Below are 21,857 nucleotides of genomic sequence, written 5' to 3'. Positions count from 1 at the left end.
TTAAGAATCCCTGAAATGAGGAGAAGTTTTAATGAATCTGAATCAGATTCAAATTAACTTATATAAAAAATTAACCCTATAGGTTAGCGGTTAATTCTATATACGGCACCCAATGAGTGCTGAATAATTTACGATCGGTGGGGTCCATAAGCGGTGGTGCGTGATCCCCCACCAACAACACATGCCCTTTTGGAGCGCCTGGTTTACTTAATTTATTGGCTATATCTTTAAAAAATAACCGGTGCTGATAAGCTAACTGCAGGAGATTCTCAGTTATTCCCTGCGTCTTCCATTTTTCAGAAAAAACCCGGTACGCTTCATCATGTATTTCAACAAGCGGAAAATGGGTGTTGAGGGTAACCCAATAATAAAACTCTTTACGATCGGGTTGCCGGTTCATATTATCGAGTAACCAGGTATTGATAGCCGTATCACATATTCCCCTGAAAACACTATTGCCGCATGATGGCATCGACAGCTTTGTGAAATCTTCAGAAAAGAACATTTCCTGTACGCCCAGTACCGGCCAGATAATTTGCCGCCGATAAAACCTGCCAGTATTGCCATGGACCCCTATTACATGATATCCCTGCTGCTGTTTTTTTATCAACAGGGAGTTTTCTTTTACCCATTTGTCTTTAACCTGGTAATAATGGAAAACATAACCGGTCAACTCACGAAATTCGCCGGCTTGCGTTAAATATTTATATGGAGTTGAATCTTCCTTAATCGTATATAGATGTCCTTTAGCAAGATCATATATAGGCTGTAACACCTCGTGCTGCAGTTCTTTATTGTTCAATAAACCCCACGACTCAACCAATATCAATGCTTCTTTTTTTGCAGCTTCACCGGCAGGCGGCTGGTTAAATACTTTTTGAGCAGCAGATCCTAAATATTCTACATTATGTTTTGCCGTGCTTCTTACAATAGCATGTTGCACCGCTTTGATAAATGGCCACGATGGGGCCGAAACAATATCCTTTTTTGAATGATATAATGGAATAGCCCACTTTTTAAATGACCCGCCGCCATTAATAATATTTATTGCCAGGCAAAAAATAATCAGGGGCCACAGGAACCGGAAATGTAAAATCCTGTAAGATGTATTGTACCGGATTAACAGTTTAACCAATCCAAAAATTGCACCTGTAAATAATAGCAACACGCCTGCCCATTTCAGCATATCAATAAATGACATGTTGGGTATTTTAGCCAGCGCATGCGCTATTTCAAAAAAATCCATAAAAAACAGGGTAGTAGTAGCGAAGACCAAATCATAAATAGCGAACAAGATCCAGATCGTTATAAAAAACCGGCGGTTAATAAAAGGGTATAAACAGGCGATCAGCAAATATTCAAAAACAAAAACGCCTCTCACCATACTAACTTTAGGCGCAAGCATCCAAAAGATACAATTTGGCATTAGCAGCACCAGTAACGTACTATAAAACCATTTCCAGATCTTTTGCATTTCCATATTCAGGGATAATTAAATAAGCCAGGTATACAGAAAATACATCCCAAGGGTGCAAATGGCGCCAATTATATCATCCAGCACAATACCTATTCCCTGTTGAATCTGTTCAACCGGCTTAAAGAAGGGCTTGAATATATCGAACAATCGCCATACGATAAAAAAAAGAAAATAATAAACGAGTTCATGAGGAATAAAGCATACAACGATCAGGGACCCGATCACTTCATCCAATGTAAAACAGGAAGGGTCGTGCCCTATACATTTTTCAAACCGGTATCCCAGGTAAAACGACAAAGGCGTCAACACCAGCAAGGCGCCCGGGAGAACAGCATCCGGTTTTACAAACCAGGCAACTAAAAAAACCAGCACACTCGTAACTGTTCCCGGTCCTTTCATTTTATACCCTACATAAAAAAAGGAGCCGGCCACCTTTTCCCAACGTTTCAATTCCATTTTCTTATAAAGGGTTTAATCAAACCTGTATATGATAACAGGATAATGAAAACTTCCAGCACGGTATGTACCAACAGGATTATTGTTGTAGATGGTAAAATATGGTATAGCTGTTCAGCAAATAGCAACAGGCCGTAGCAATAAGACAAAGCAGTTTTTAATTTACTGATAAATAAAGTAGGGGTTTGACTGTTTTTACTATTTGCAAAAGAGGAGATACGAATTATCGTTTGCAGTATTTCCCGCGCGAAGTATAATATGGTAAACCAACCACTAATATCTCCGGATAAAAAGAAGTAAGCGAAGGCCCCCAACAATACTACTTTATCTGCTATCGGGTCAAGTAGCTGTCCCCAGGAAGTTCGGGCATTGAACTTCCTGGCCAGCCACCCGTCTACCCAATCGGTGAGAACGATCATCATAAAAAAGCCCATGCGAATGCCGGTGATCTGCCTGTCATAAAAAATAGCTATAAACAGCGAAACACCTGCCACAATCCGCATAATGGTTACCATATTAGGCAACCAAACAGGCAACCGGAAGTTGGAAGTCCTTGTCATTTAATGACCCAAATATAACTATCTGCCGCCCGGTGCACAATGTTCTTTCAGATAATTGGTGTACAAGGTGCTCAAGTGTTCAAACGTGCCCTGCCCTTCTGAAATACTATGTGTGCGGTTGGGATAACTCATAAACTGGAATTGTTTATTGTATTTGATCAACTCATTCACTAACAACTCTGCATTTTGAAAATGCACGTTGTCGTCGCCGCTGCCATGAATATACAATAAGTTACCCTTCAAATTTTTAGCGTGTGTTACAGGCGAACCTTTCACATAATCTTCGCGGTTCTGCTGGGGTAAGCCCATATACCGTTCCTGGTAAATATTATCATAGGTAAAGATGCTGCCCACCGCTGCTACAGAGATCCCTGTTTTATAAATGTCAGGATACTGGAACATAAGGTTCAGCGTAGCAGACCCACCCCCACTCCATCCCCATACAGCTATGCGGGATGTATCTACAAACGGCCACTTAATAACTTCCTTTGCGGCCAGGGCCTGATCGCGAATGTTCACCTGCCCTATATTGCGGTAGATCACTTTGCGCCAATTGCGTCCTTTCGGCACCGGTGTGCCGCGATTATCGATGGAAATATAAATATAACCGTCGTTGGCCATGTCGCCTCTGTACAGGAAATTGTCAGCTATTCCAAACTGATCTTTTACGTTCTGCCCCCAGGGTTCGGTGTATACATAAAATACAACCGGGTATTTTTTATTGCTGTCGAAGTTTTTCGGCTTCACCATCCAGCCATCCATTTCAACGCCTTCTTCCGTTTTTATTTTGAAGAATTCAAAACCGGCAGGCTTTTCTGCCTGGGCAATCTTATCATTCACTTTATTCTCGCCATTCACGCCTTTATGATCAGGCAACGAGATCCATTCATCGGTATAGGCAGTATAATAGTTCGAAAACATATGGCGGGCATAAGTAGCAGTGGGCGAAACCAGATATTCATGCGTGCCTTCCTGACCAGCAGGTGATATGCGTTCTGCCGCCCCTTTGCCATTCAGTTTTGTCCTGTACAAATACTTTTGTGTGGCATTGGTGGGCGATGCCATAAAATACACGTAACCATTCTTTTCATCGATAGCTATTATTTCCATGACGTCGTAATTACCATTGGTAATGCGAACTTCCTTTTTTCCATCGCGGGTAATGCGGTATAAATGCCGCCAGCCGTCTTTTTCAGAAGCCCAGATGAATTCTTTGCCGCTGCTGATCCAGTCCCAGCCACCCCAGATGTAATCGTTATCCCACAAAGGCAGAATGTCGATCCAGGCAGAATCTTTTTCTGTATAAATAACCTGCGAAGCCCCGGTTTGTGTATTGCATAACAATAAGTCGCTTTGGTTTTGCAGGCGGTTTATGTGCTGAACAATGAGCTCATTGCTGTTACCGGCCCATTCCATCCGCGGCAAATAGCTTTGCAATACGGGATCGGTAGGAATATCCATCCATTGGGTTTTGGTGGTAGCAATATCTACAACACCGATTTTAAAAGGCGAAGGTGGTTCGCCGGCAATGGGATATTCAACCGGTACGGCAAAAGGATAAATGGAGTCGGTATTATTCACCATTAAATAATCCTTGGTTTTGCGGGCATCTATTTGCCAATAGGCGATTTGTTTGCTATCAGGGCTCCAGCGAAATCCATCGCGGCAAAAGAATTCTTCTTCATACACCCAGTCGAATGTGCCATTAATGAATTTACGGTTGCCATCCAGCGTTAGTTGCGTACTATTGCCGCTGGCCAGGTCTTCCACATACAAATTGTATTCGCTCACATAGGCTACTTTTGATCCATCGGGCGAGAATTTGGCAAACATCAGGGAAGCTGCCGGGCGGTTCTTTCCTACCTGCGTTAAAGAACCGGTATTGGTATCAAACACCCAGTAATCGCCACGGGTTTGCAGCCGCCATACTTTTTTGGTATTGGTAAACAGCAGCACCTTTTTTTCATCGGCCGAAAAACTAAAGTTACGACTATTAAGGGGAGTCGTTTTTCCCTGGGGCGTTAACTGCTTTTTAGAAAGAAGAACTGTTTTTGTTTGCTGAGGTAAGGTATATAAATTCAGTTCACCTTCCTCAAAACGATAATAGGCATTACCGCTTTTTGTCCATTTAACTGCCCCCTGTGAAAAGAGGGCAACGGGTACAAATAAAGTAACTATAACAAATAACCATTTCCTGGCTCGTATTGATTGATGCATGCTGATACAATTTGGGGCAGGAAATTAAGACATTGAGCGCAAACAATCGTTACCGCAAATAAAAACCCCGTCCAAATAATTGAACGGGGGGCGTTAAATCTGAACTCCTGATCCGTATACAATGGTTGCGATGAATTCTTATCTGGCCCAATAGCCGGGAACCCAAACATAGCCATGGCGGCGAGGCGCCCAATAACCAGCTACCCAATGACGGCCGCGTTGTGGTACCGCCCAATAGCCATTCGTGTGCACATAGTGCCCATTACGCACTTCCCAACCGCCGTCAATCCATACATGGCGGGGTGAAGGCGCTGCAGGACGTACTGCCACCGGGGCGGCCGGGCGTACTTTCACTATCACTTGTGCTGAAGCCGCAGCAGAAAACCCAACTACCAGGACTGCGGCTAATATCATGCGATTCACATATTTTTTCATACAATACTTTTTAGTTGTTCTACAATACATTTTCCGCTATTTGGAGCACGACTAAAAACAAAGGTTTAAAAGCTCCTGATTTCCGGTTTTCAATTCATTAACTAATGTGAACAGGATGCAGGTCAAGCAATAAAAAGCCCCTCCTGACTAAAGACGGGAAGGGCTTGTATCATCAGTTATTGTTTATTATTGGACCAACATTTTTTGCAAATATGATTTATCATTGACTACTATTCGCAATACATAGCTTCCTTTAGGTAGGTTCCCCAGATCGAGTGGTGTTTTAAATTCACCGGTATGTTGCACCCCAAATTGTTTGGTAGCCACCATTCTACCCTGCTGGTCAAGCACCTGAACCAACACCTTGCCTTCCACCGTACCCTGCAGTTTTAAGATTGCATTTCCGGTAGCCGGGTTGGGATACAGAGAAGAAATAATGCCGGCGCCATTTTCCACATTTACCAATACATAGGTTGAAAAACTGAACGAGCCATCTATATCAACCGATTTCAACCGGTAGTAATTATAGCCTTTGAGCGGTTGCTTGTCTTTAAACAGGTAAGATTTCTGTCCTGGCTGAACAATACCAATCGTTGTAAAATCAATTCCATTGGCGCTGCGCTGTACTTCAAAATGTTTAAGCTGTTCTTCTATGCTGGTTGTCCAGGTAATATTTACTATTTCTCCATCCATTGCCGCCAGGAATGACGATAATGTAACGGGCAACGGTGTTAAGCTCAGTACAACGGTACGCTCAATATTGGTAGCAACGGGTAAATTAAAATCGAAATAAATACCGGCACCATTTTTAATAGTATCTCCAATCTGCACTGTTGAAAGCGGTTTTATGCGATAAAGAATATACCCATGGCTGTTGGGTTCATCAATACCGGAATAAGGCAGTTCTATATTATTGAACTGCCAGGTGAGCTTGTTGCCATCTTCAATGGCCAACTGATATGCATGGCTGGCTGAGATCATTTGCAACGAGTTCCAATCAAGCCGGCTTTCAAGCGTATCCCTTACGGTTATATTGAAAGCGGTATCGGTGCCCAGGTTCTGAAAACGGATCTGGTAATTCAGATATTCGCCATTATTTACCTGTGCGGGTGTAATAACACCGGCATTCGCTTCTGTTTTGTCGTTGGGATCGAAGGAACCGGTGACGATCTGTTTTAATACAGCCGTATCATCGGCCGGGGTTTCATCGCCGGTAACGGGGCCGATCACCGCCACTGAACGAAGTGTATCACCGATGTTGGTAGTGGGAGGCGCCGCCAGGCGTATAGTGAGAAAGATCGAGCCGGCATCTAAACTGTTCAGGTTTGTATAATTCCAGGTTATGGTATTGCCGGTAATCGAGGTTGGCGCGGTTGATGCATTCAGATAGCTGAACTTAGGATCAATGGTCAGTTGCACCGTACCGGTAGGCATGTTCATTGTTCCTACATTTTTATAAAAGAGCTGGTACCGCACATCAAAGCCGGGCCGGGCAGGATCAACGGCCCTCATCATGATGAACAGGTCTTTTTTACCCGGCAGGGGCTGAACGGCAAAACCAATAGAGTCCTGATTATAATAAGTAGAGAAGGTACTGCTTTGTGAAGCAGGAACTACATTATAGTAGGGCGTGAATAACAGTACGGAAGTTGTAAAGGTACCGGTATCAACATCCAAACTAAATGCACCGTTATAGGGCATGGCACTCAGGCTATCACCGGATTTTACTGTTTTAACGATTGCATTATCAAAATTGCCTTCGCCGACATCTTTTATTCCGTTGCTGTTGGCATCATAAAACAATGTTCCTTTAATGGTATTGGCATAGCCGTATTTTATAACCAATCCATCATTGTAATCGGTCCAACCCACCGGCTGCGTTAACGGGTAACCAAAACCGGCAATGGTAAATTCAACATCGCTTTTAGGCATAATGACCATGGCATATTCATCATTCACCGTGCCTGAACTTTTTTGCCATAACAGGTTGCCACTCTCATCAAGCCGAAGTGTCCAGCAATCAGCCCTGCCGGCCGCATCGGTAATTTGGCCATCGGAAGATTCTGTAAACCCGGTTACAAACGAACCGCTGGTGAACCCTGCATGCAGGCCAAAAGCCGCATCATTACGGGAACCACCGTATACCTTTGACCAGATAAGGTTACCAGTGTCATCGATCTTTATTACCCATACATCGGCTTGCCCATGATTGCCCGATACATCACCATCGTTGGAAAAAGTGTAGCCCGACAGGGTATACGTATTATCGTCATTTTTTATAACGCTGTTCAGCACATCCTGTGCACCGCCTCCGAAATTCTTTTTCCACACCAGTGTACCCAACGCATCCAGTTTAAACACCCAGCCATCGCTGCCGCCATTATTGGCCGGCACATCTCCGTTGGCAGATGAAGTAGTTCCACAAACCAGGTAACCCCCATCGGGCATCTGACAAATAGCATAAGCCGTATCTGTGGAAGTGCCACCATAGGTTTTTGTCCAGACTTTATTACCATTGGCGTCGAGCTTTACGATCCAGGCTTCAGCACCGGCATGCAATTGTATAACATCACCATCAGCGGAATTGGAATAGCCGGCCACAATATAACCTCCGTCTATAGTAGGTCTAACAGCATATGGCCTGTCACTACCCGAACCTCCATACGTTTTCTCCCACAGGGAGTTACCCGATACATCGACTTTGCTAATAAGGTAGTTAGCCGGATCAGGATAAATCCGTTCATATCCGGCAGTAATGTATCCGCCGGTGACTTCACGAACAGATAACAATGCAGATTCATGGGGATTGGCACCTATACCCCGCCACCAGGTCCGCGTGCCATTGCTATCGAGTTTTACTACCCATGGACGGCCAGTGTTAGCCTTATTTAAAATGAAATTTTCGTCATTATCATACCACCCGGTATCATACCCAACGAGTATATATCCTTTATCGTTGGTTCGCTGGCCATCATAAATAGCTTCCAGGTCTCCATCCGTTTTTACGTATTTGCTCCATGTAACACCAGGGGTTTGCGCCCAGGCGGTAGAACATAACAATAGCAGAAATAAAATGGGAAGTACAGGTCGGTTCATGCACTAAAAATTAAAAATTGAGGATAACCATTGAAGACAGAACAGGAGTATCGGATGGGTGGTCTTTTAGAAGATATAGGATGGAAAGAAATAATTAAAGTTATTAAAAACGATATATGCTCTTCGTCCAATTTGATAAGTGTGCTGTTTTACCAGATAACTGTGCAGTTTTGGGCGATAACTGTGTAGCAAAGTCAATAAAAAAGCCCCTCCGCGAACAACGGAAGGGCCTATATTAAGAGATATGAGAACGCTGTATTAGTCAGCTTTCACTTTACCTTTCACCTTGGCGATCACTTCTTCAGCGATGTTGGCAGGTGCAGGTGAGTAGTGGCTGAACTCCATGGTGCTGGTAGCGCGGCCAGATGACAAGCTACGCAACTGTGTTACGTAACCGAACATTTCGCTCAGCGGAACCTTGGCTTTAATAACCTGGGCATTACCGCGGGTGTCCATACCTTCCAGCATACCCCTCCTCCGGTTCAGGTCACCGGTAACATCACCCATGTATTGGTCAGGCGTGATAACTTCCACTTTCATGATAGGCTCCAGTAACACAGGTTGTGCTTTACGGCCAGCCTCACGGAAACCAGCTCTTGCACACAACTCGAACGACATACCGTCAGAGTCAACCTGGTGGTAGCTTCCATCGAAGATGCGGACCTTCACGTTCTGTACAGGATAGCTGGCTAATACACCAGTACCCATTGCTGATTCAAAACCTTTTTGAATTGGCTGAATGAACTCACGGGGAATAGATCCACCGAAGATATCATTCACGAACTGGAAGCCTTTATCAGGATTTTCTTTCAGCCACTCTTCATCAGCGGGCCCGATTTCGAACACGATGTCGGCGAATTTACCGCGACCACCGGTTTGTTTTTTCAGGGTTTCGCGATGCTCAACAGTTTTTCTGAAAGCTTCTTTATAAGCAACCTGGGGAGCGCCCTGGTTAACTTCTACTTTGAACTCACGTCTCATACGATCGATGATGATCTCCAGGTGCAACTCACCCATACCACGTAAGATGGTTTGACCGGTATCTTCATCGGTATTTACCCGTAATGTAGGATCTTCTTCAACCAGCTTTGCGATAGCCATACCCATTTTATCAACGTCGGCCTGTGTTTTAGGCTCTACGGCGATAGCGATAACCGGCTCGGGAATGAACATATTCTCCAGAGTGATCGGATGATTTTCATCGCACAGGGTATCACCGGTTTTAATTTCCTTGAAACCTACCGCAGCACCAATATCACCGGCTTCGATGAAATCGATGGGGTTTTGTTTGTTGGCGAACATCTTCATGATACGGCTGATACGCTCGTTCTTGCCACTGCGCATGTTCTTCACATACGAACCGGCATCGAGGTGGCCGCTGTAACAACGGAAGAAGGCCAAACGACCTACGAACGGGTCGGTCATGATCTTGAAGGCCAGGGCTGCAAAAGGCGCTTTAGGATCAGCCTTACGAACTTCTGGTTCTCCGGTTTCAGGATTAGTACCAACTACATCATCGATATCAGCTGGCGAAGGCAGGTAACGGCAAACGGCATCCAGGGCAGTTTGTACGCCTTTATTTTTGAATGAAGAACCGCACATCATTGGAACGATGCTCAGATCGATCGTTGCTTTGCGAATAGCTTCGTGTACTTCATCTTCAGTGATCGAGTCAGGATTTTCGAAGAACTTCTCCATCAGTTTGTCGTCGTATTCGGCAACAGCTTCAATAAGGTTCTGTCTCCACTCGTTCACTTCTTCAACCATATCAGCAGGTACAGGGATCTCGTCGAAGGTCATACCTTCTGTTTCCATGTGCCAGATGATACCTTTCATTTTGATGAGGTCAACCACACCTTTGAAATCATCTTCGGCGCCAATGGGCAATTGCAGGGGAACTGCTTTTGCACCCAGCATTTCTTTAACCTGTTTAACCACCATCAGGAAGTCGGCGCCTGAACGGTCCATTTTGTTTACGAAACCGATCCGGGGAACTTTATACCGGTTAGCCTGACGCCAAACGGTTTCCGACTGAGGCTCAACGCCATCAACGGCAGAGAACAGGGCGATCAAACCATCCAGTACACGCATTGAACGCTCTACCTCAATGGTGAAGTCAACGTGTCCCGGAGTATCGATGATGTTGAAATAGTATTTTTTAGTATTGGCATCTGCCTTACCTTTTATGGTAGGGAAGTTCCACTGGCAGCTAACCGCAGCAGAAGTAATGGTGATACCTCTTTCTTTTTCCTGTTCCATCCAGTCGGTCGTAGCCGCCCCATCATGCACCTCTCCTATTTTATGGATCATACCGGTATAGCGCAAAATACGCTCCGTAGTAGTTGTTTTACCGGCATCAATGTGTGCCGCAATTCCAAAATTTCTTTGTAATCGTAAGTCTGCCATGACTTTTGTGTGTTTTCTTTTTAATTATCCAGGGAAAAATGCCCTGAAAATGAGCGGGCAAAGGTAAGAAAAAAACTATCGATTCCTACGTGAACGGGGGTAAAAATAAATACCCCGCCAGGGGGGTAAAAAGAAAGCCCTGTGTGATTTACAGGGCTTCCCGGTGCAGTAACCAAACTGGTAATAGAAAATTAATACAGATAATTTAAAGCAGTGATATCGGCAGAGTTAAAGGGCCGGTTCTGGCCTGAACCTATACAGGATAACATCCAGCTACCGGAACTGGTACCGGTTGGCGTGCCAGGAATATGAATGGCGCCAACCCCGGCAGAACCTTCATTTACGGCTGAACCGCCACAACTGATCGACCGGTTAAAGTAATCGGTATGCCTGAATCCGATGCAATGGCCCAGTTCATGCGCCAAAATAGTAGCCACGGTGTTTTGCGGCTGGCCGGCAACCGCACTGTTATTCAGTATTACCCGGTTATAAGGAGCACCGCCAGAAGTGGGGAAACCCGCTGAAGCCAGGAAACTGCCCGTACCGTTAACAATTTGAATATTAGCGCCGGATGTAACCCGGGTAAAAGTGATCTGAAGACCCAGCGCATTGTAACGGGACAACGCCGTATTCAGGGCGGTAGACCAGGTACTAAGGGCAGAAGCAAGGCTTACCGTAATAGTTCTCGGCAGGCCTCGTACCAGGTTTGTGGTACGGTACTGCTCTTCGCCACCCACTCTTAAAAGTGTTATATCGCTCTTTGTATTCAGATCAGCCTCGCTAAGAAGAATATCGCCTTCAACAATGTAATTTCCATTTCCATCAGCAATTACATTTTTGTTGCTGAAGCCAAGGTTGTAAATTTTAGCTAATACATCTTCTGAAACGCCGGAAGAGGATGCATCGCTTGTAGCATTTTTGCGGCAGGCAAATAACGTGAGCATGCAGGCTGCCACGACTGCAGTTAGCGTGAATATAGTCTTTCTCATGTGACTGTAGATTTGTGTTTAATGGTTGGTTACTGCACGTAACGTCTATCAATTTAAATAAAATTATCCTGTACGTTGCATAGCAAAAAGGCAACTGTGTTGCAGAACACAGGGCTTTGTACCCAGTTACCGGTATGTATAACCGTTATTGTGGAAAAGTTTTTTCAAAGATTAGTAAAATGCTCTATACAAGCGAGTTAGTATAACGTATTAGCGAAATAATTGCCAGTTGCCAGTTCTCAGGCTTTGAATGTCGATCATTTCCTCTTACAGGTAAGCTCTCCGAATTATTACTGGCAACCGGAAACAGGTAACCGGTAACTAATAAAAAAGCCGACCATTTCTGATCGGCTCCTGTTATTTGAATCTCGATTAATACTACTTAATACAAATACCCTAAAGCAATTTTATCATTGTTATTGAATGGCCGGTTTTGGCCAGAACCAATGCACGATAACATCCATGAATTGGGATCAGGGCCAGTGGGAGTGCCCGGAACATGAACAGCTCCTATCGTTGAAGCGCCTTCATTCACTGCTTGTCCGCCACAACTATACGCACGATTCATATAATCGGTATGCCGGAATCCTATGCAATGCCCTATTTCATGCGCCAGTATGGAAGCTACGGTAGCCTGTGGCTGGTTGCCGATAGCATTTGAATTCACTTTTATCTGGCTATACGGGTTTCCGGTGCTGGTGGGAAAGCCGGCAGAAGCCAGAAAATTCCCATTCCCTTTTACAATGGAAATATCTGCACCGGAAGATACCCGTTGAAAGGTAATTGACAGGTTCTCCGCATTGTAACGCGCAATGGCTTCGTCGAGCGCTGCTGTATACGATGACGGCAGTTTAGATGCAATGCTTATCTTAATTACCCGCGGTACACCGGTAACCAGGTTATTCGTGCGGTACTGTTCTTCACTGCCCACCCGCAAAAACTGCATCTCAGGAACTGCGTCCAAATGCATTTTACTCAACACAATATCCCCTTCCACCACATAATTTCCATCCTCATCTATGGTTACATTCTTATTACTAAAACCGAGGTTATGAATTTTCTCCAGGGCATCTTCAGAAGGAGCAGCAACTTGTACGGGAGCACCATTCTTACGGCAGGCAAACAGCATCATTACACAGGCAGCCAATACAATAGCCATTTTCAGGAGAGCATTTCTCATAAACGTTTTCTTTTAATAGTTTACAAATTGATAGCCATTTCAATTTAACAAAATTCATAAAGTGTTGCCTGTGTAATTTAAGCAACTTTGTTGCAGAAGGAATGCTTTTTACCCAAAAACCGGAGATAATTACGCCTTTGTATTAAGAAATTGTTCAAGGTCAATTTGGGATGCCCGAGAGGGTTAGATGTTTTCGCCGCCAATTCATGGCTATTTATTAATGCCCGAAATGCCAAATTTTGTAGATTGTATTATGAAACAAACCGGGCTTCTGCTGCTTATCCTTTCTTTAACCGTACAGTTGGTACAGGCTCAACCTGTTGTTATACTGCCAGATCGCAAGTTGTCGCCAGTGTTACAAAATAATATAAAGCTGTTAACCAACAAACAGGAACAGGTATTCTGGATAGTGACTTCCAATATCGATTCTGCCAGAAAATATTTTACCCAGCAACGCATTCCTGTTCGCATCCTGGAGGAACGCACGGGTGGTTTATTGGTGGTTTCTGCAAAGGGGGCCATCATTCACTCACAGGTATTGACATTGCCCTTCGTTCGTTTTGTAGATGTTCCGCGCCAGCCGCATGAAGAACTGGCCATCGGTTCGTTCGATAACAGCCTAAATACCATCAACCTGGTCCACAGCCGGTTCCCACAGCTTACCGGTAGCAACCTCGTTGTATCCATAAAAGAAAACAAACCCGATACCACCGACATCGATTTCAGAGGCCGGTATATCTCAACCCCACTCAGTTCCAATTCCATTTCATCGCATGCCTCTTATATGGCTACGATCATTGCGGGCGGAGAAAATTCTTTTTATACCGGCAGTGGTGTTGTACCTGCCGCATCTATCGTTTCTTCCAACTTCACCAATCTGTTGCCCGATACCGATAATGCCTACAAACAGTATGGCATTTCTGCACAAAACCATTCTTACGGTACCGGCCTTGAAAATTATTATGGTGCCGATGCGGCTGCTTATGATGCCAGCATCATCAACAATCCCGGATTGCTGCATGTTTTTTCTTCAGGAAATTCGGGCAACCAAACCGGTACCGGTCTCTATGCAGGCATTAACAACATGGCCAATATTACCGGTAGTTTTAAAATGGCCAAGAATATTCTTACGGTTGGCGCTACCGACTCGTTCGGCAACGTGGCTGTGCTAAGTTCCCGCGGTCCCGCGTATGATGGTCGCATAAAACCTGAATTAATTGCCTTTGGGGAAGATGGCAGCTCCGGCGCTGCTGCGCATACTTCGGGAGCGGTGCTTTTATTACAACAGTTCTACAAAGAAAAAAACAGCGGTTCCCTGCCCCCGGCTTCATTGGTAAAGGCCGCGCTGGTTAATAGCGCTGATGACAGAGGAACTAAGGGCCCTGATTACCTGTCGGGCTATGGTAGCTTAAATTCCTATAAAGCGCTGCAATGCCTGGTGAATGATCAATATTTTTCCGGGTCGGTAGCACAGGGTGGTACGCAAACATTTTCTTTACCGGTTGCGGCAAACATCCGGCAGTTGAAATTAACCTTATGCTGGACGGATCCAGCCGCCATTGCCAATGCGCCCAAAGCCCTGGTGAACGACCTGGATATAGAATTGGTGAATAACGGCAACGGGCAGGTTTGGCAACCCTGGGTGTTAAGTGCGGCGCCTATTATTGATTCGTTGCTGTTGCCGGCCGTTCGAAAAAAAGATACACTTAACAATGTAGAACAGATCACCATTGATAACCCCGCTGTGGGAACATATACCATCAGGGTAAAAGGGTTCGCAGTGCCTACGGGCAGCCAGCTCTTTTTTATAGCCTGGCAGGTAACTGCTGCCGATCAGTTTCAATGGCAGTTCCCGGTTTCGGTAGATTATGTTAAAGGCGGTGAAAATAATTTGGTTCGCTGGTCTTCCAGTTTTAATACAAACACCGGTTTGCTGCAATACAGCGTGAACAAAGGCGTGAGCTGGCAAACGATCAATAACGCCACACCGTTGGCCGCAGGCAGTGCTTACTGGCCGGCGCCCGATACCTTTCAAACCGCCTTATTACGCATGACCATCAACGGCCAAACCTTTACGTCCGACACTTTTACCATCTCTTCCGTACTGCCGCTAATGGTTGGGTTTAATTGCCCGGATTCAGCAATGATCTACTGGGACAAAGTTCCCGGTGTTAATAACTATACAGTATACCGGTTGGGTGAAAAATACCTGCAGCCCCTACTCACTTCTGCCGATACCAGCCTCATCATTCGCCAGCCCGGCAACTTGTTATGGTACACGGTAGCGCCGGTGATCGGCAATCGCCATGGCCTGAAGGCCTACACCATCAATTATCAAACGCAGGGCGTTGACTGCTACCTGAAGAGTTTTCTCGTTGATCTTGAAGATGAAAATACAGGTTTGCTTACGGCAGAGATCGGTACCGCTTATAACGTAAAAAGCATATCGTTTGAAAAGCTGACCGGCAAAGGATACCAGCTGTTGCAGGCTTTTCAACCGGTTACCTCGCTTTCTTTCCAGTTAAATGATAAGAACCTGGCTGATGGCGTGAATACGTATCGCGTAAAGATTGAACTAACCAATGGCAAGATCATTTACAGTGACCCGCAAAGCATCTATTACTTCTTAACTACCCGCTATATTATTTTCCCTAACCCGGTAAAAGCAACCAGCACGTTATGGGTGCTTACCAAAGAAGAGCCGCAAAACACGCATTTGCTTTTGTACAATACCATGGGGCAAAAAGTATTGCAATACCGGCTAACGCAAACAGCCGAATCAATTCCTTTACCTGGCCTCAAAAGCGGTATTTACTTTATACTTATTCAGAAGAATGGGAAGAAGGATTATTCGGGAAAGGTGATGATTCAATAGGCAATTAGCAATTGGCAAGATGGCGCTTTACGCGAATACAGCTGAAAGCTAAAATAAAAGCAAATACAACTGCCGGCTACGGGATTTAAGCAATTTACAAAAACTCTAATTGGCCAATAAATAGGTATACTGTCTTTCGAACAAACTAAAAAACCCACCGGGAAACCGGTGGGTTGTATATGGTAAGATGTACTTAACGTGTTATACGCGGAAGTGTGCAAAAGCCTTGTTAGCTTCAGCCATACGGTGCGTGTCTTCTTTCTTTTTGAAAGCACCACCTTCACCTTTGCTGGCAGCAACGATTTCGTTAGCCAGTTTTTCAGCCATGCTACGACCATTACGATCGCGGCTATAGCGGATCAACCACTTCATGCTCAGAGAAACTTTCCTTTCAGCACGAACTTCAGCAGGGATCTGGAAAGTTGCACCACCAATTCTACGGCTGCGTACTTCTACAGCAGGCGTAACATTGTTCAGCGCTTTTTTCCATATTTCGTACCCATTTTCACCGGTTGTTTTAGCAACCCGATCCAATGCGTCGTAGAATATATTGAAAGCAGTGTTCTTTTTACCTTCCCACATCAGGTTATTGATAAACCTGGTAACCATCACATCATTATACCTTGCATCAGGCGCTAAGGGAATTTTTTTGGCTTTTGTCTTCCTCATTTATAAAGATTTGTAGAACTGTAGTACTAATTATTTTTTAGCCTTTTCCTTTTTAGTTCCGTATTTAGAACGGCTTTGTTTACGGTCTTTAACACCCGCAGTATCCAGGCTACCGCGAACAATGTGGTAACGTACACCTGGTAAATCCTTCACACGACCACCGCGCACCAGCACAATTGAGTGCTCTTGCAGGTTGTGACCTTCACCGGGTATATAGGCAATTACCTCAACTTTGTTTGTTAAACGTACTTTGGCCACTTTACGCAAAGCCGAGTTAGGCTTCTTCGGAGTGGTTGTATATACACGGGTGCACACACCACGACGGAAAGGACAGGAGTCTAAAGCCCTGGATTTACTTTTAGCCTTGATGATTTCTCTTCCTTTTCTTACCAATTGTTGTATAGTAGGCATTCTGAACCTTTTGATTTTGGGACGGCAAAGTTAAGCGGATTAATTTTATAACCAAAAAAATCGGGTTAGATTTTCAGGGATATTGAATTTTATGTGCCGAAGTGTGCAAAATAAGTTGAAAAACAGGTGTTTTACCTCGTAAAACACCCAAAAAACATAAAAAAACAGACCTCCCGAAGGAGGCCTGTCCTATCTTTTTAAATTTATTGAACTTTTGAACCCCGGCGCTTACACCTTGAACATCCAGCCGAACTTATCCGCCGCATGCCCTTCACGGATGGCATCCAGGCGGTTTTTAATTTCAGGAGTAACGGTCCATTTAGCGGTGTCGAAGGTCATCACAAAGTCTTTATACTTCAATTCGCGGATCAGCGATACGGTAGCCGCCGTTCCGGTCCCGAACACCTCACGCAGGGTACCGGCCTTATAAGCTTCCATCAGCATATCAACTGATACCGGTTTTTCTTCCACCTTCAATCCCATTTCTTCCAGTATCGTCATTACGCTATCGCGGGTAACCCCGGCCAGGATCGTTCCTGAGCTCAGGTCGGGCGTAACAGCGGTATCGCCAATCACAAAAAATACATTCATGGTGCCTATCTCCTGCACATATTTGTGCTCATACACATCTGTCCATAATACCTGGTCGTACCCCTGCTTTTTAGCCTGGGCCGTTACATACATGGAAGAGCCATAATTACCGGCGGCTTTAGCCTGCCCTACCCCACCCGGTGCGGCGCGGGTATATTTTTCTTCTACATAAATGCGCATGGGCGCGCTGTAGTATGGGCCCGTTGGCGCCAGTATAATGAGAAACTTATAATTTTCTGAAGGCCGTACGCCGATCATTTCATCGGATGAGAACATGAACGGACGGATATACAGGGAATGGTCGTGCAGAGCCGGGATCCAGTTACTATCCAGCGCTACCAGTTGCCGCATGCCTTCCATGAAAATATCTTCGGGTACCGCAGGCATTTCCATACGGGCGGCCGACAAATTGAATCGTTTATAATTATCATATGGCCTGAAAATAAATGATTCCCCGGCGCTGTTTTTATAAGCTTTAATACCTTCAAATATAGCCTGGCCGTAATGCAGGGCAGCCAGCGACGGACTGATCACCAATGGCTGATACGGTTTGATCTCCACATTCTTCCACTCGCCATTTTCATAATCCGCCTCCAGCATGTGATCTGTAAAAGTTCTTCCAAAAGGAATGTTTTCGAGTTTAACACCCGGCAATCTGCTACGCTCAATTTTTGTAACAGGGATACTATAAGCTTCTACCATAAACCATGTATTTTTGAGCCGCAAATAAACAAATAAAGTTCGTGGCCGTCAAATAAATTACTAACAATCGTTCGTAAAGCAATTCAGGCCCATGAATTGATATTTGTTTGATTAAGAATACCTTGTAGAAAATGAGCTTAACCAATATAAAATTACCCGATTTTGTGATCGCGGACCTGTACCGGCAAACGCTGATTGAGCCGGAAGGTCCCATAAGCAGGTCGGAGCCTCACATAGTGGCTGAACAACAACCTGTTACAAAAACACCTGTTGCAGAATCGGTTGCAGAAACCCCGCCGGTTAAAGAACCGCCGCCGGCAAAAACTGCTGAACAGCCGGTTGCCTATAAAATCTTAGGAAATAATAAAAAGCAGATCACTGTAGTGGTAAATTGCCCGAACGACGTTTTTGTTCCCGAGGCAGATCTGCAATTTCTTACGAAAATGCTGGGCGCCTGTAAACTGAATATGGCCGATGTGGCAATAGTTAACCATGCCACCACAGCTATTGCCATTGAAAGAATAAAAATGCAATTACAGCCAAAATACCTGTTATTATTTGGGGTAGAACCGGGCGTTATTCAATTGCCTATCAGTTTTCCGCCATTTAAAGAGCAGGCATATGCCGGAACCACTTACCTGTACACGCCGTCGCTCGGCCAGCTCAACCTGGAAACAGAAGAAGCGAAAGGGATGAAAAGGAAGTTGTGGGATTGTCTTAAACGGATGTTTCTTTGAAATGAGAAATGAAAAATTAAAAATAAGGAATGAGAAAGGGAAGGCAGAGGTATGTCGAATATCGAATATTGAATATCGAATATCCAATGTCGAATGTTGAAGTGAATACAGAAGTAAGGAGCAGAAAGTGCCAGATTGAACGATTATCATGAGCTGTATCTGCCTGCAGCTTTCGGCTTGAAGCTTGCAGCCTTTTTCATGAGCCACCCTTGCCAATTGTCTATTACAAATTGTTTATTGACCATCATCATGAAACTAATATTCGCAACTAATAATCAGCATAAAGTAGAAGAAATTCAGGCGGCCATTGGCAACGACCTTGAGATCATCAGCCTGAAACAGGCCGGTATCGACATTGACATTCCTGAGCCGCACGATACGCTGGAAGCAAACGCTTCCGAAAAATCGCGCACCATTCACCAGTTAACCGGTCAGCATTGCTTTAGCGAAGACACCGGCCTGGAAGTGGAAGCCCTGAACGGCGAGCCAGGCGTAAAAAGCGCCCGCTATGCCGGGGAAGACAAGACTTTTGATAAGAATATTGATAAATTATTGACCAGGCTGGGTAATGGGGAAAACCGCAAAGCCCGGTTCCGCACGGTCATCTCCCTGATATGGCAGGGGAAAGAATGGCTTTTTGAGGGAATATGCGAAGGAACCATTGCCAAAGAACGCCATGGCGCTGGCGGTTTCGGCTACGATCCGGTGTTTATGCCGGCCGGCAGCAACCGCAGCTTTGCCGAAATGACCATGGCCGAGAAGAATGCGCTCAGCCACCGCAAAAAAGCGGCTGATAAACTTGTATTATTTTTGCAGCAACAGGTAATAGAGACACGATAGCTAAAACCTTAACATTCAGACAAAATTTTTTGGAGCACAAAAGCAACTATATCATTTCTGAATCCGACTTAATAAAAGGATGCATTGCAGGAGACAGGCGTATGCAAGAAGAATTATACCACCGCTTTTCTCCCAAAATGTATGCGGTTTGTTTGCGATATGCCAGCAATGTCGAAGATGCACAGGATCTGCTGCAGGAAGGTTTTATAAAGGTTTATAGAAATTTACACCATTTCAGGGCAGAGGGCTCCTTTGAAGGCTGGATCAGGCGGGTATTTGTTAACACGTCCATCGAGCATTTCCGTAAAAAATCCACCAAACTGGCGATGGTTACGGAAAAAGAGGAAGGCACCATTGAAGATACCGACATAACGGCCCTTGAAAACCTGGCTGAAAAAGACATCATTAAAATTGTTCAGGAATTATCACCCGGCTACCGAACAGTATTTAACCTGTATGTGGTAGAAGGGTATTCGCATAAAGAGATTGGCGATATGCTTGGTATTAGCGAAGGAACCAGTAAATCACAATTGGCGCGCGCCAAAAGCGTTTTACAGAAAAAAGTAGCCCAATATTTAAGCGATACGCAAAAATCCTACACCCGGTAATATGGCAACGAATATTAAACATACACTGTTCAACCTGGAAGTAACCCCTCCACCGGAAGTTTGGCCCGATATTGCGGCGAGACTGAATACTGAATTTGACGCTGAGGAAACCCCGGTTGCTCAAAAGATGTTTGATCTTTCAGTACCTCCGCCTGCCGGCGCCTGGCAAAAAATAGCCGCGCATTTACCCCAACAGGAATCAGCCAAAAAAGAAGGCAAGCTTATTTCGTTGTCCGTTCGCAAAACGGTAGCCGCCGCGGCCATGGTATTACTTACCCTGGGCGCCTGGTACTTTTTAGACAAGACCAATAACGCAGACGAAGGCAGCGTTGCCGGAAAAACAACGAATACTTCAACTGTTCATAATAGTTCACCTGCACAAAGCAGGACCCCGGCAGCCGATACGGAAATCGATGAGCGGCCGGTGGAGTCAATTGATCATAAGCCACTCGCTTCATTATCAACTACAGATGCCGGCATGATAAACGCCCGATTCGGTACCAGGAACCGCACCCGCCGTACTGCTTTTTACGATTATCAACCTATTGCCACCAGCTATGCAGGTGTTGATGAAGACAAGGCCGTTGAATTTACCGAAAACAACAATCCTACCGTTGAAGCGCCGCTCATTCGCGATGCCAACGGGCAGGTGATCCTGGATAAAAAGCTTATCACGTCTCCCGATGATTGTTATATAACCATTACCAGCCCCAATGGGCAACAAACGCGTATCTCTTCCAAGTTCCTGCATATCATCAGCACCTTGAACGATGATGTGGAACCGCAGGATTATTTTGATTTTATGATGCAGGAAAACAGCCTGTGGCGGATCCGTTTCAGCGAATGGAAAGAAAAATTCATGAACCAGGCCTCTTTAATTCCTACTGCCACCAGCTTTACCGACATCCTGGAGCTGAAAGACCTCCTGATGGAAGAGGATGATCAATAGAGAAATGAAGAATCAGAAATGAAGAATGAGGAATGAGAAAGGGGAAGTTGAAGGTAGAATGAGAAATAAAAGGATAATTTCGCAGCATGGCCAGAATTAAAGTAGAACTCCCCGAACATTTTGCTTTCTCTACAACTATCCCGGTGCGCATTACCGACCTCAATTATGGCAATCATGTGGGTAACGATACCATTCTCTCCATGATCCATGAAGTGCGCGTACAATACCTGCAACAATTAGGCTATGGCGAACTGAACCTGGCTGGGGTTGGGCTCATTATGAGCGATGTAGCCATTGAATTCAAAAGTGAATTGTTCTATGGCGATGAAGTTATTGCCTCTGTAGTGGCCGGCGATCTTTCCAAAATATCTTTCGACCTGTATTATAAACTCGAAAAGAGATCAGGCGATGCCACACAACTGGTAGCCGTTGCCAAAACCGGTATGGTTTGTTATGATTACAGTAAAAAGAAAGTTACTGCCATACCAACAGAGGTTGTTGAAAAATTGAAACAAACGGTAAAATAGAATTAAAGCTGTAAGCTGCAAGCTGTAAGCTGCAAGCTGTAAGCTGCAAGCTGTAAGCTGCAAGCTGTAAGCTGCAAGCTGTAAGCTGCAAGCTGTAAGCTGCAAGCTGTAAGCTGCAAGCTGTAAGCTGCA

18 protein-coding genes are annotated in these 21,857 nt (G+C 44.9%); 6 read left to right on the top strand and 12 right to left on the bottom strand.

The features are described 5' to 3' along the window. Positions 1-76: 76 nt before the first annotated feature. The 9 genes from FAM09_RS07895 to FAM09_RS07855 form a co-directional block, all read right to left on the bottom strand. Entirely contained in the window at positions 77-1,480 is a 1,404-nt protein-coding gene (locus FAM09_RS07895) for a sulfatase-like hydrolase/transferase (protein WP_136576569.1), read from the bottom strand. 12 nt (positions 1,481-1,492) lie between these two features. Beyond that, positions 1,493-1,933 carry a phosphatidylglycerophosphatase A family protein gene (locus FAM09_RS07890; protein ID WP_136576568.1) on the bottom strand — a complete coding sequence of 147 codons (441 nt, stop codon included), beginning with the start codon at positions 1,931-1,933 and terminating at the stop codon, positions 1,493-1,495. Further along, complete coding sequence (locus FAM09_RS07885; RefSeq protein ID WP_136576567.1) at positions 1,924-2,493, bottom strand: CDP-alcohol phosphatidyltransferase family protein; 570 nt, start codon at positions 2,491-2,493, stop codon at positions 1,924-1,926. Before FAM09_RS07885 ends, FAM09_RS07890 begins: the two co-directional genes overlap by 10 nt. A gap of 18 nt (positions 2,494-2,511) precedes the next feature. Beyond that, positions 2,512-4,710 carry a S9 family peptidase gene (locus FAM09_RS07880; protein WP_136576566.1) on the bottom strand — a complete coding sequence of 733 codons (2,199 nt, stop codon included), beginning with the start codon at positions 4,708-4,710 and terminating at the stop codon, positions 2,512-2,514. Between the two features lie 138 nt (positions 4,711-4,848). After that, a complete protein-coding gene (locus tag FAM09_RS07875; RefSeq protein WP_166437061.1) occupies positions 4,849-5,145 on the bottom strand; it encodes a YXWGXW repeat-containing protein in 297 nt (98 codons plus the stop codon). A gap of 186 nt (positions 5,146-5,331) precedes the next feature. Then, positions 5,332-8,241, bottom strand: coding sequence for a T9SS type A sorting domain-containing protein (locus FAM09_RS07870; RefSeq protein ID WP_136576564.1), 2,910 nt, complete (start codon positions 8,239-8,241; stop codon positions 5,332-5,334). A gap of 258 nt (positions 8,242-8,499) precedes the next feature. Next, a complete protein-coding gene (fusA, locus tag FAM09_RS07865; RefSeq protein WP_136576563.1) occupies positions 8,500-10,647 on the bottom strand; it encodes an elongation factor G in 2,148 nt (715 codons plus the stop codon). 191 nt (positions 10,648-10,838) lie between these two features. Beyond that, the gene (locus tag FAM09_RS07860; RefSeq protein ID WP_136576562.1) at positions 10,839-11,636 is read right to left on the bottom strand and encodes a M57 family metalloprotease; all 798 of its coding nucleotides are present in this window, start codon (positions 11,634-11,636) and stop codon (positions 10,839-10,841) included. A gap of 382 nt (positions 11,637-12,018) precedes the next feature. Continuing rightward, entirely contained in the window at positions 12,019-12,816 is a 798-nt protein-coding gene (locus FAM09_RS07855; protein ID WP_136576561.1) for a M57 family metalloprotease, read from the bottom strand. Positions 12,817-13,069: 253 nt separating this feature from the next. On the opposite strand from FAM09_RS07855, the gene FAM09_RS07850 reads away from it, so the two are divergent. Then, a complete protein-coding gene (locus FAM09_RS07850) occupies positions 13,070-15,691 on the top strand; it encodes a S8 family peptidase (protein WP_166437060.1) in 2,622 nt (873 codons plus the stop codon). A gap of 201 nt (positions 15,692-15,892) precedes the next feature. On the opposite strand, the gene rpsG is transcribed toward FAM09_RS07850, so the two are convergent. The 3 genes from rpsG to FAM09_RS07835 form a co-directional block, all read right to left on the bottom strand. Continuing rightward, complete coding sequence (gene rpsG, locus FAM09_RS07845; protein WP_136576559.1) at positions 15,893-16,360, bottom strand: 30S ribosomal protein S7; 468 nt, start codon at positions 16,358-16,360, stop codon at positions 15,893-15,895. Positions 16,361-16,390: 30 nt separating this feature from the next. Continuing rightward, the gene (gene rpsL / locus FAM09_RS07840; protein ID WP_014220863.1) at positions 16,391-16,771 is read right to left on the bottom strand and encodes a 30S ribosomal protein S12; all 381 of its coding nucleotides are present in this window, start codon (positions 16,769-16,771) and stop codon (positions 16,391-16,393) included. A gap of 228 nt (positions 16,772-16,999) precedes the next feature. Next, positions 17,000-18,064, bottom strand: coding sequence for a branched-chain amino acid aminotransferase (locus FAM09_RS07835; protein ID WP_136576558.1), 1,065 nt, complete (start codon positions 18,062-18,064; stop codon positions 17,000-17,002). 131 nt (positions 18,065-18,195) lie between these two features. Between FAM09_RS07835 and FAM09_RS07830 the strand changes: the two genes are divergently transcribed. The 5 genes from FAM09_RS07830 to FAM09_RS07810 all read left to right on the top strand — a co-directional run bounded on the left by FAM09_RS07830 (position 18,196) and on the right by FAM09_RS07810 (position 21,725). Next, entirely contained in the window at positions 18,196-18,801 is a 606-nt protein-coding gene (locus FAM09_RS07830) for a hypothetical protein (RefSeq protein WP_136576557.1), read from the top strand. Between the two features lie 249 nt (positions 18,802-19,050). After that, positions 19,051-19,641, top strand: a complete 591-nt coding sequence (gene rdgB / locus FAM09_RS07825) for an RdgB/HAM1 family non-canonical purine NTP pyrophosphatase (RefSeq protein WP_136576556.1) — start codon at positions 19,051-19,053, stop codon at positions 19,639-19,641. 29 nt (positions 19,642-19,670) lie between these two features. Continuing rightward, complete coding sequence (locus tag FAM09_RS07820; protein WP_136576555.1) at positions 19,671-20,249, top strand: RNA polymerase sigma factor; 579 nt, start codon at positions 19,671-19,673, stop codon at positions 20,247-20,249. A 1-nt stretch (position 20,250) separates the two neighbouring features. Further along, positions 20,251-21,198, top strand: a complete 948-nt coding sequence (locus FAM09_RS07815) for a hypothetical protein (protein WP_136576554.1) — start codon at positions 20,251-20,253, stop codon at positions 21,196-21,198. A gap of 86 nt (positions 21,199-21,284) precedes the next feature. Continuing rightward, a complete protein-coding gene (locus tag FAM09_RS07810) occupies positions 21,285-21,725 on the top strand; it encodes an acyl-CoA thioesterase (RefSeq protein WP_136576553.1) in 441 nt (146 codons plus the stop codon). The last annotated feature ends 132 nt before the right edge of the window (positions 21,726-21,857 follow it).

The organism is Niastella caeni, assembly GCF_004834005.1.
GTDB lineage: Bacteria > Bacteroidota > Bacteroidia > Chitinophagales > Chitinophagaceae > Niastella > Niastella caeni.
The sequence above is the reverse complement of the archived record's forward strand: the minus strand, read 5'-3'. Positions and strand labels throughout refer to the sequence as shown.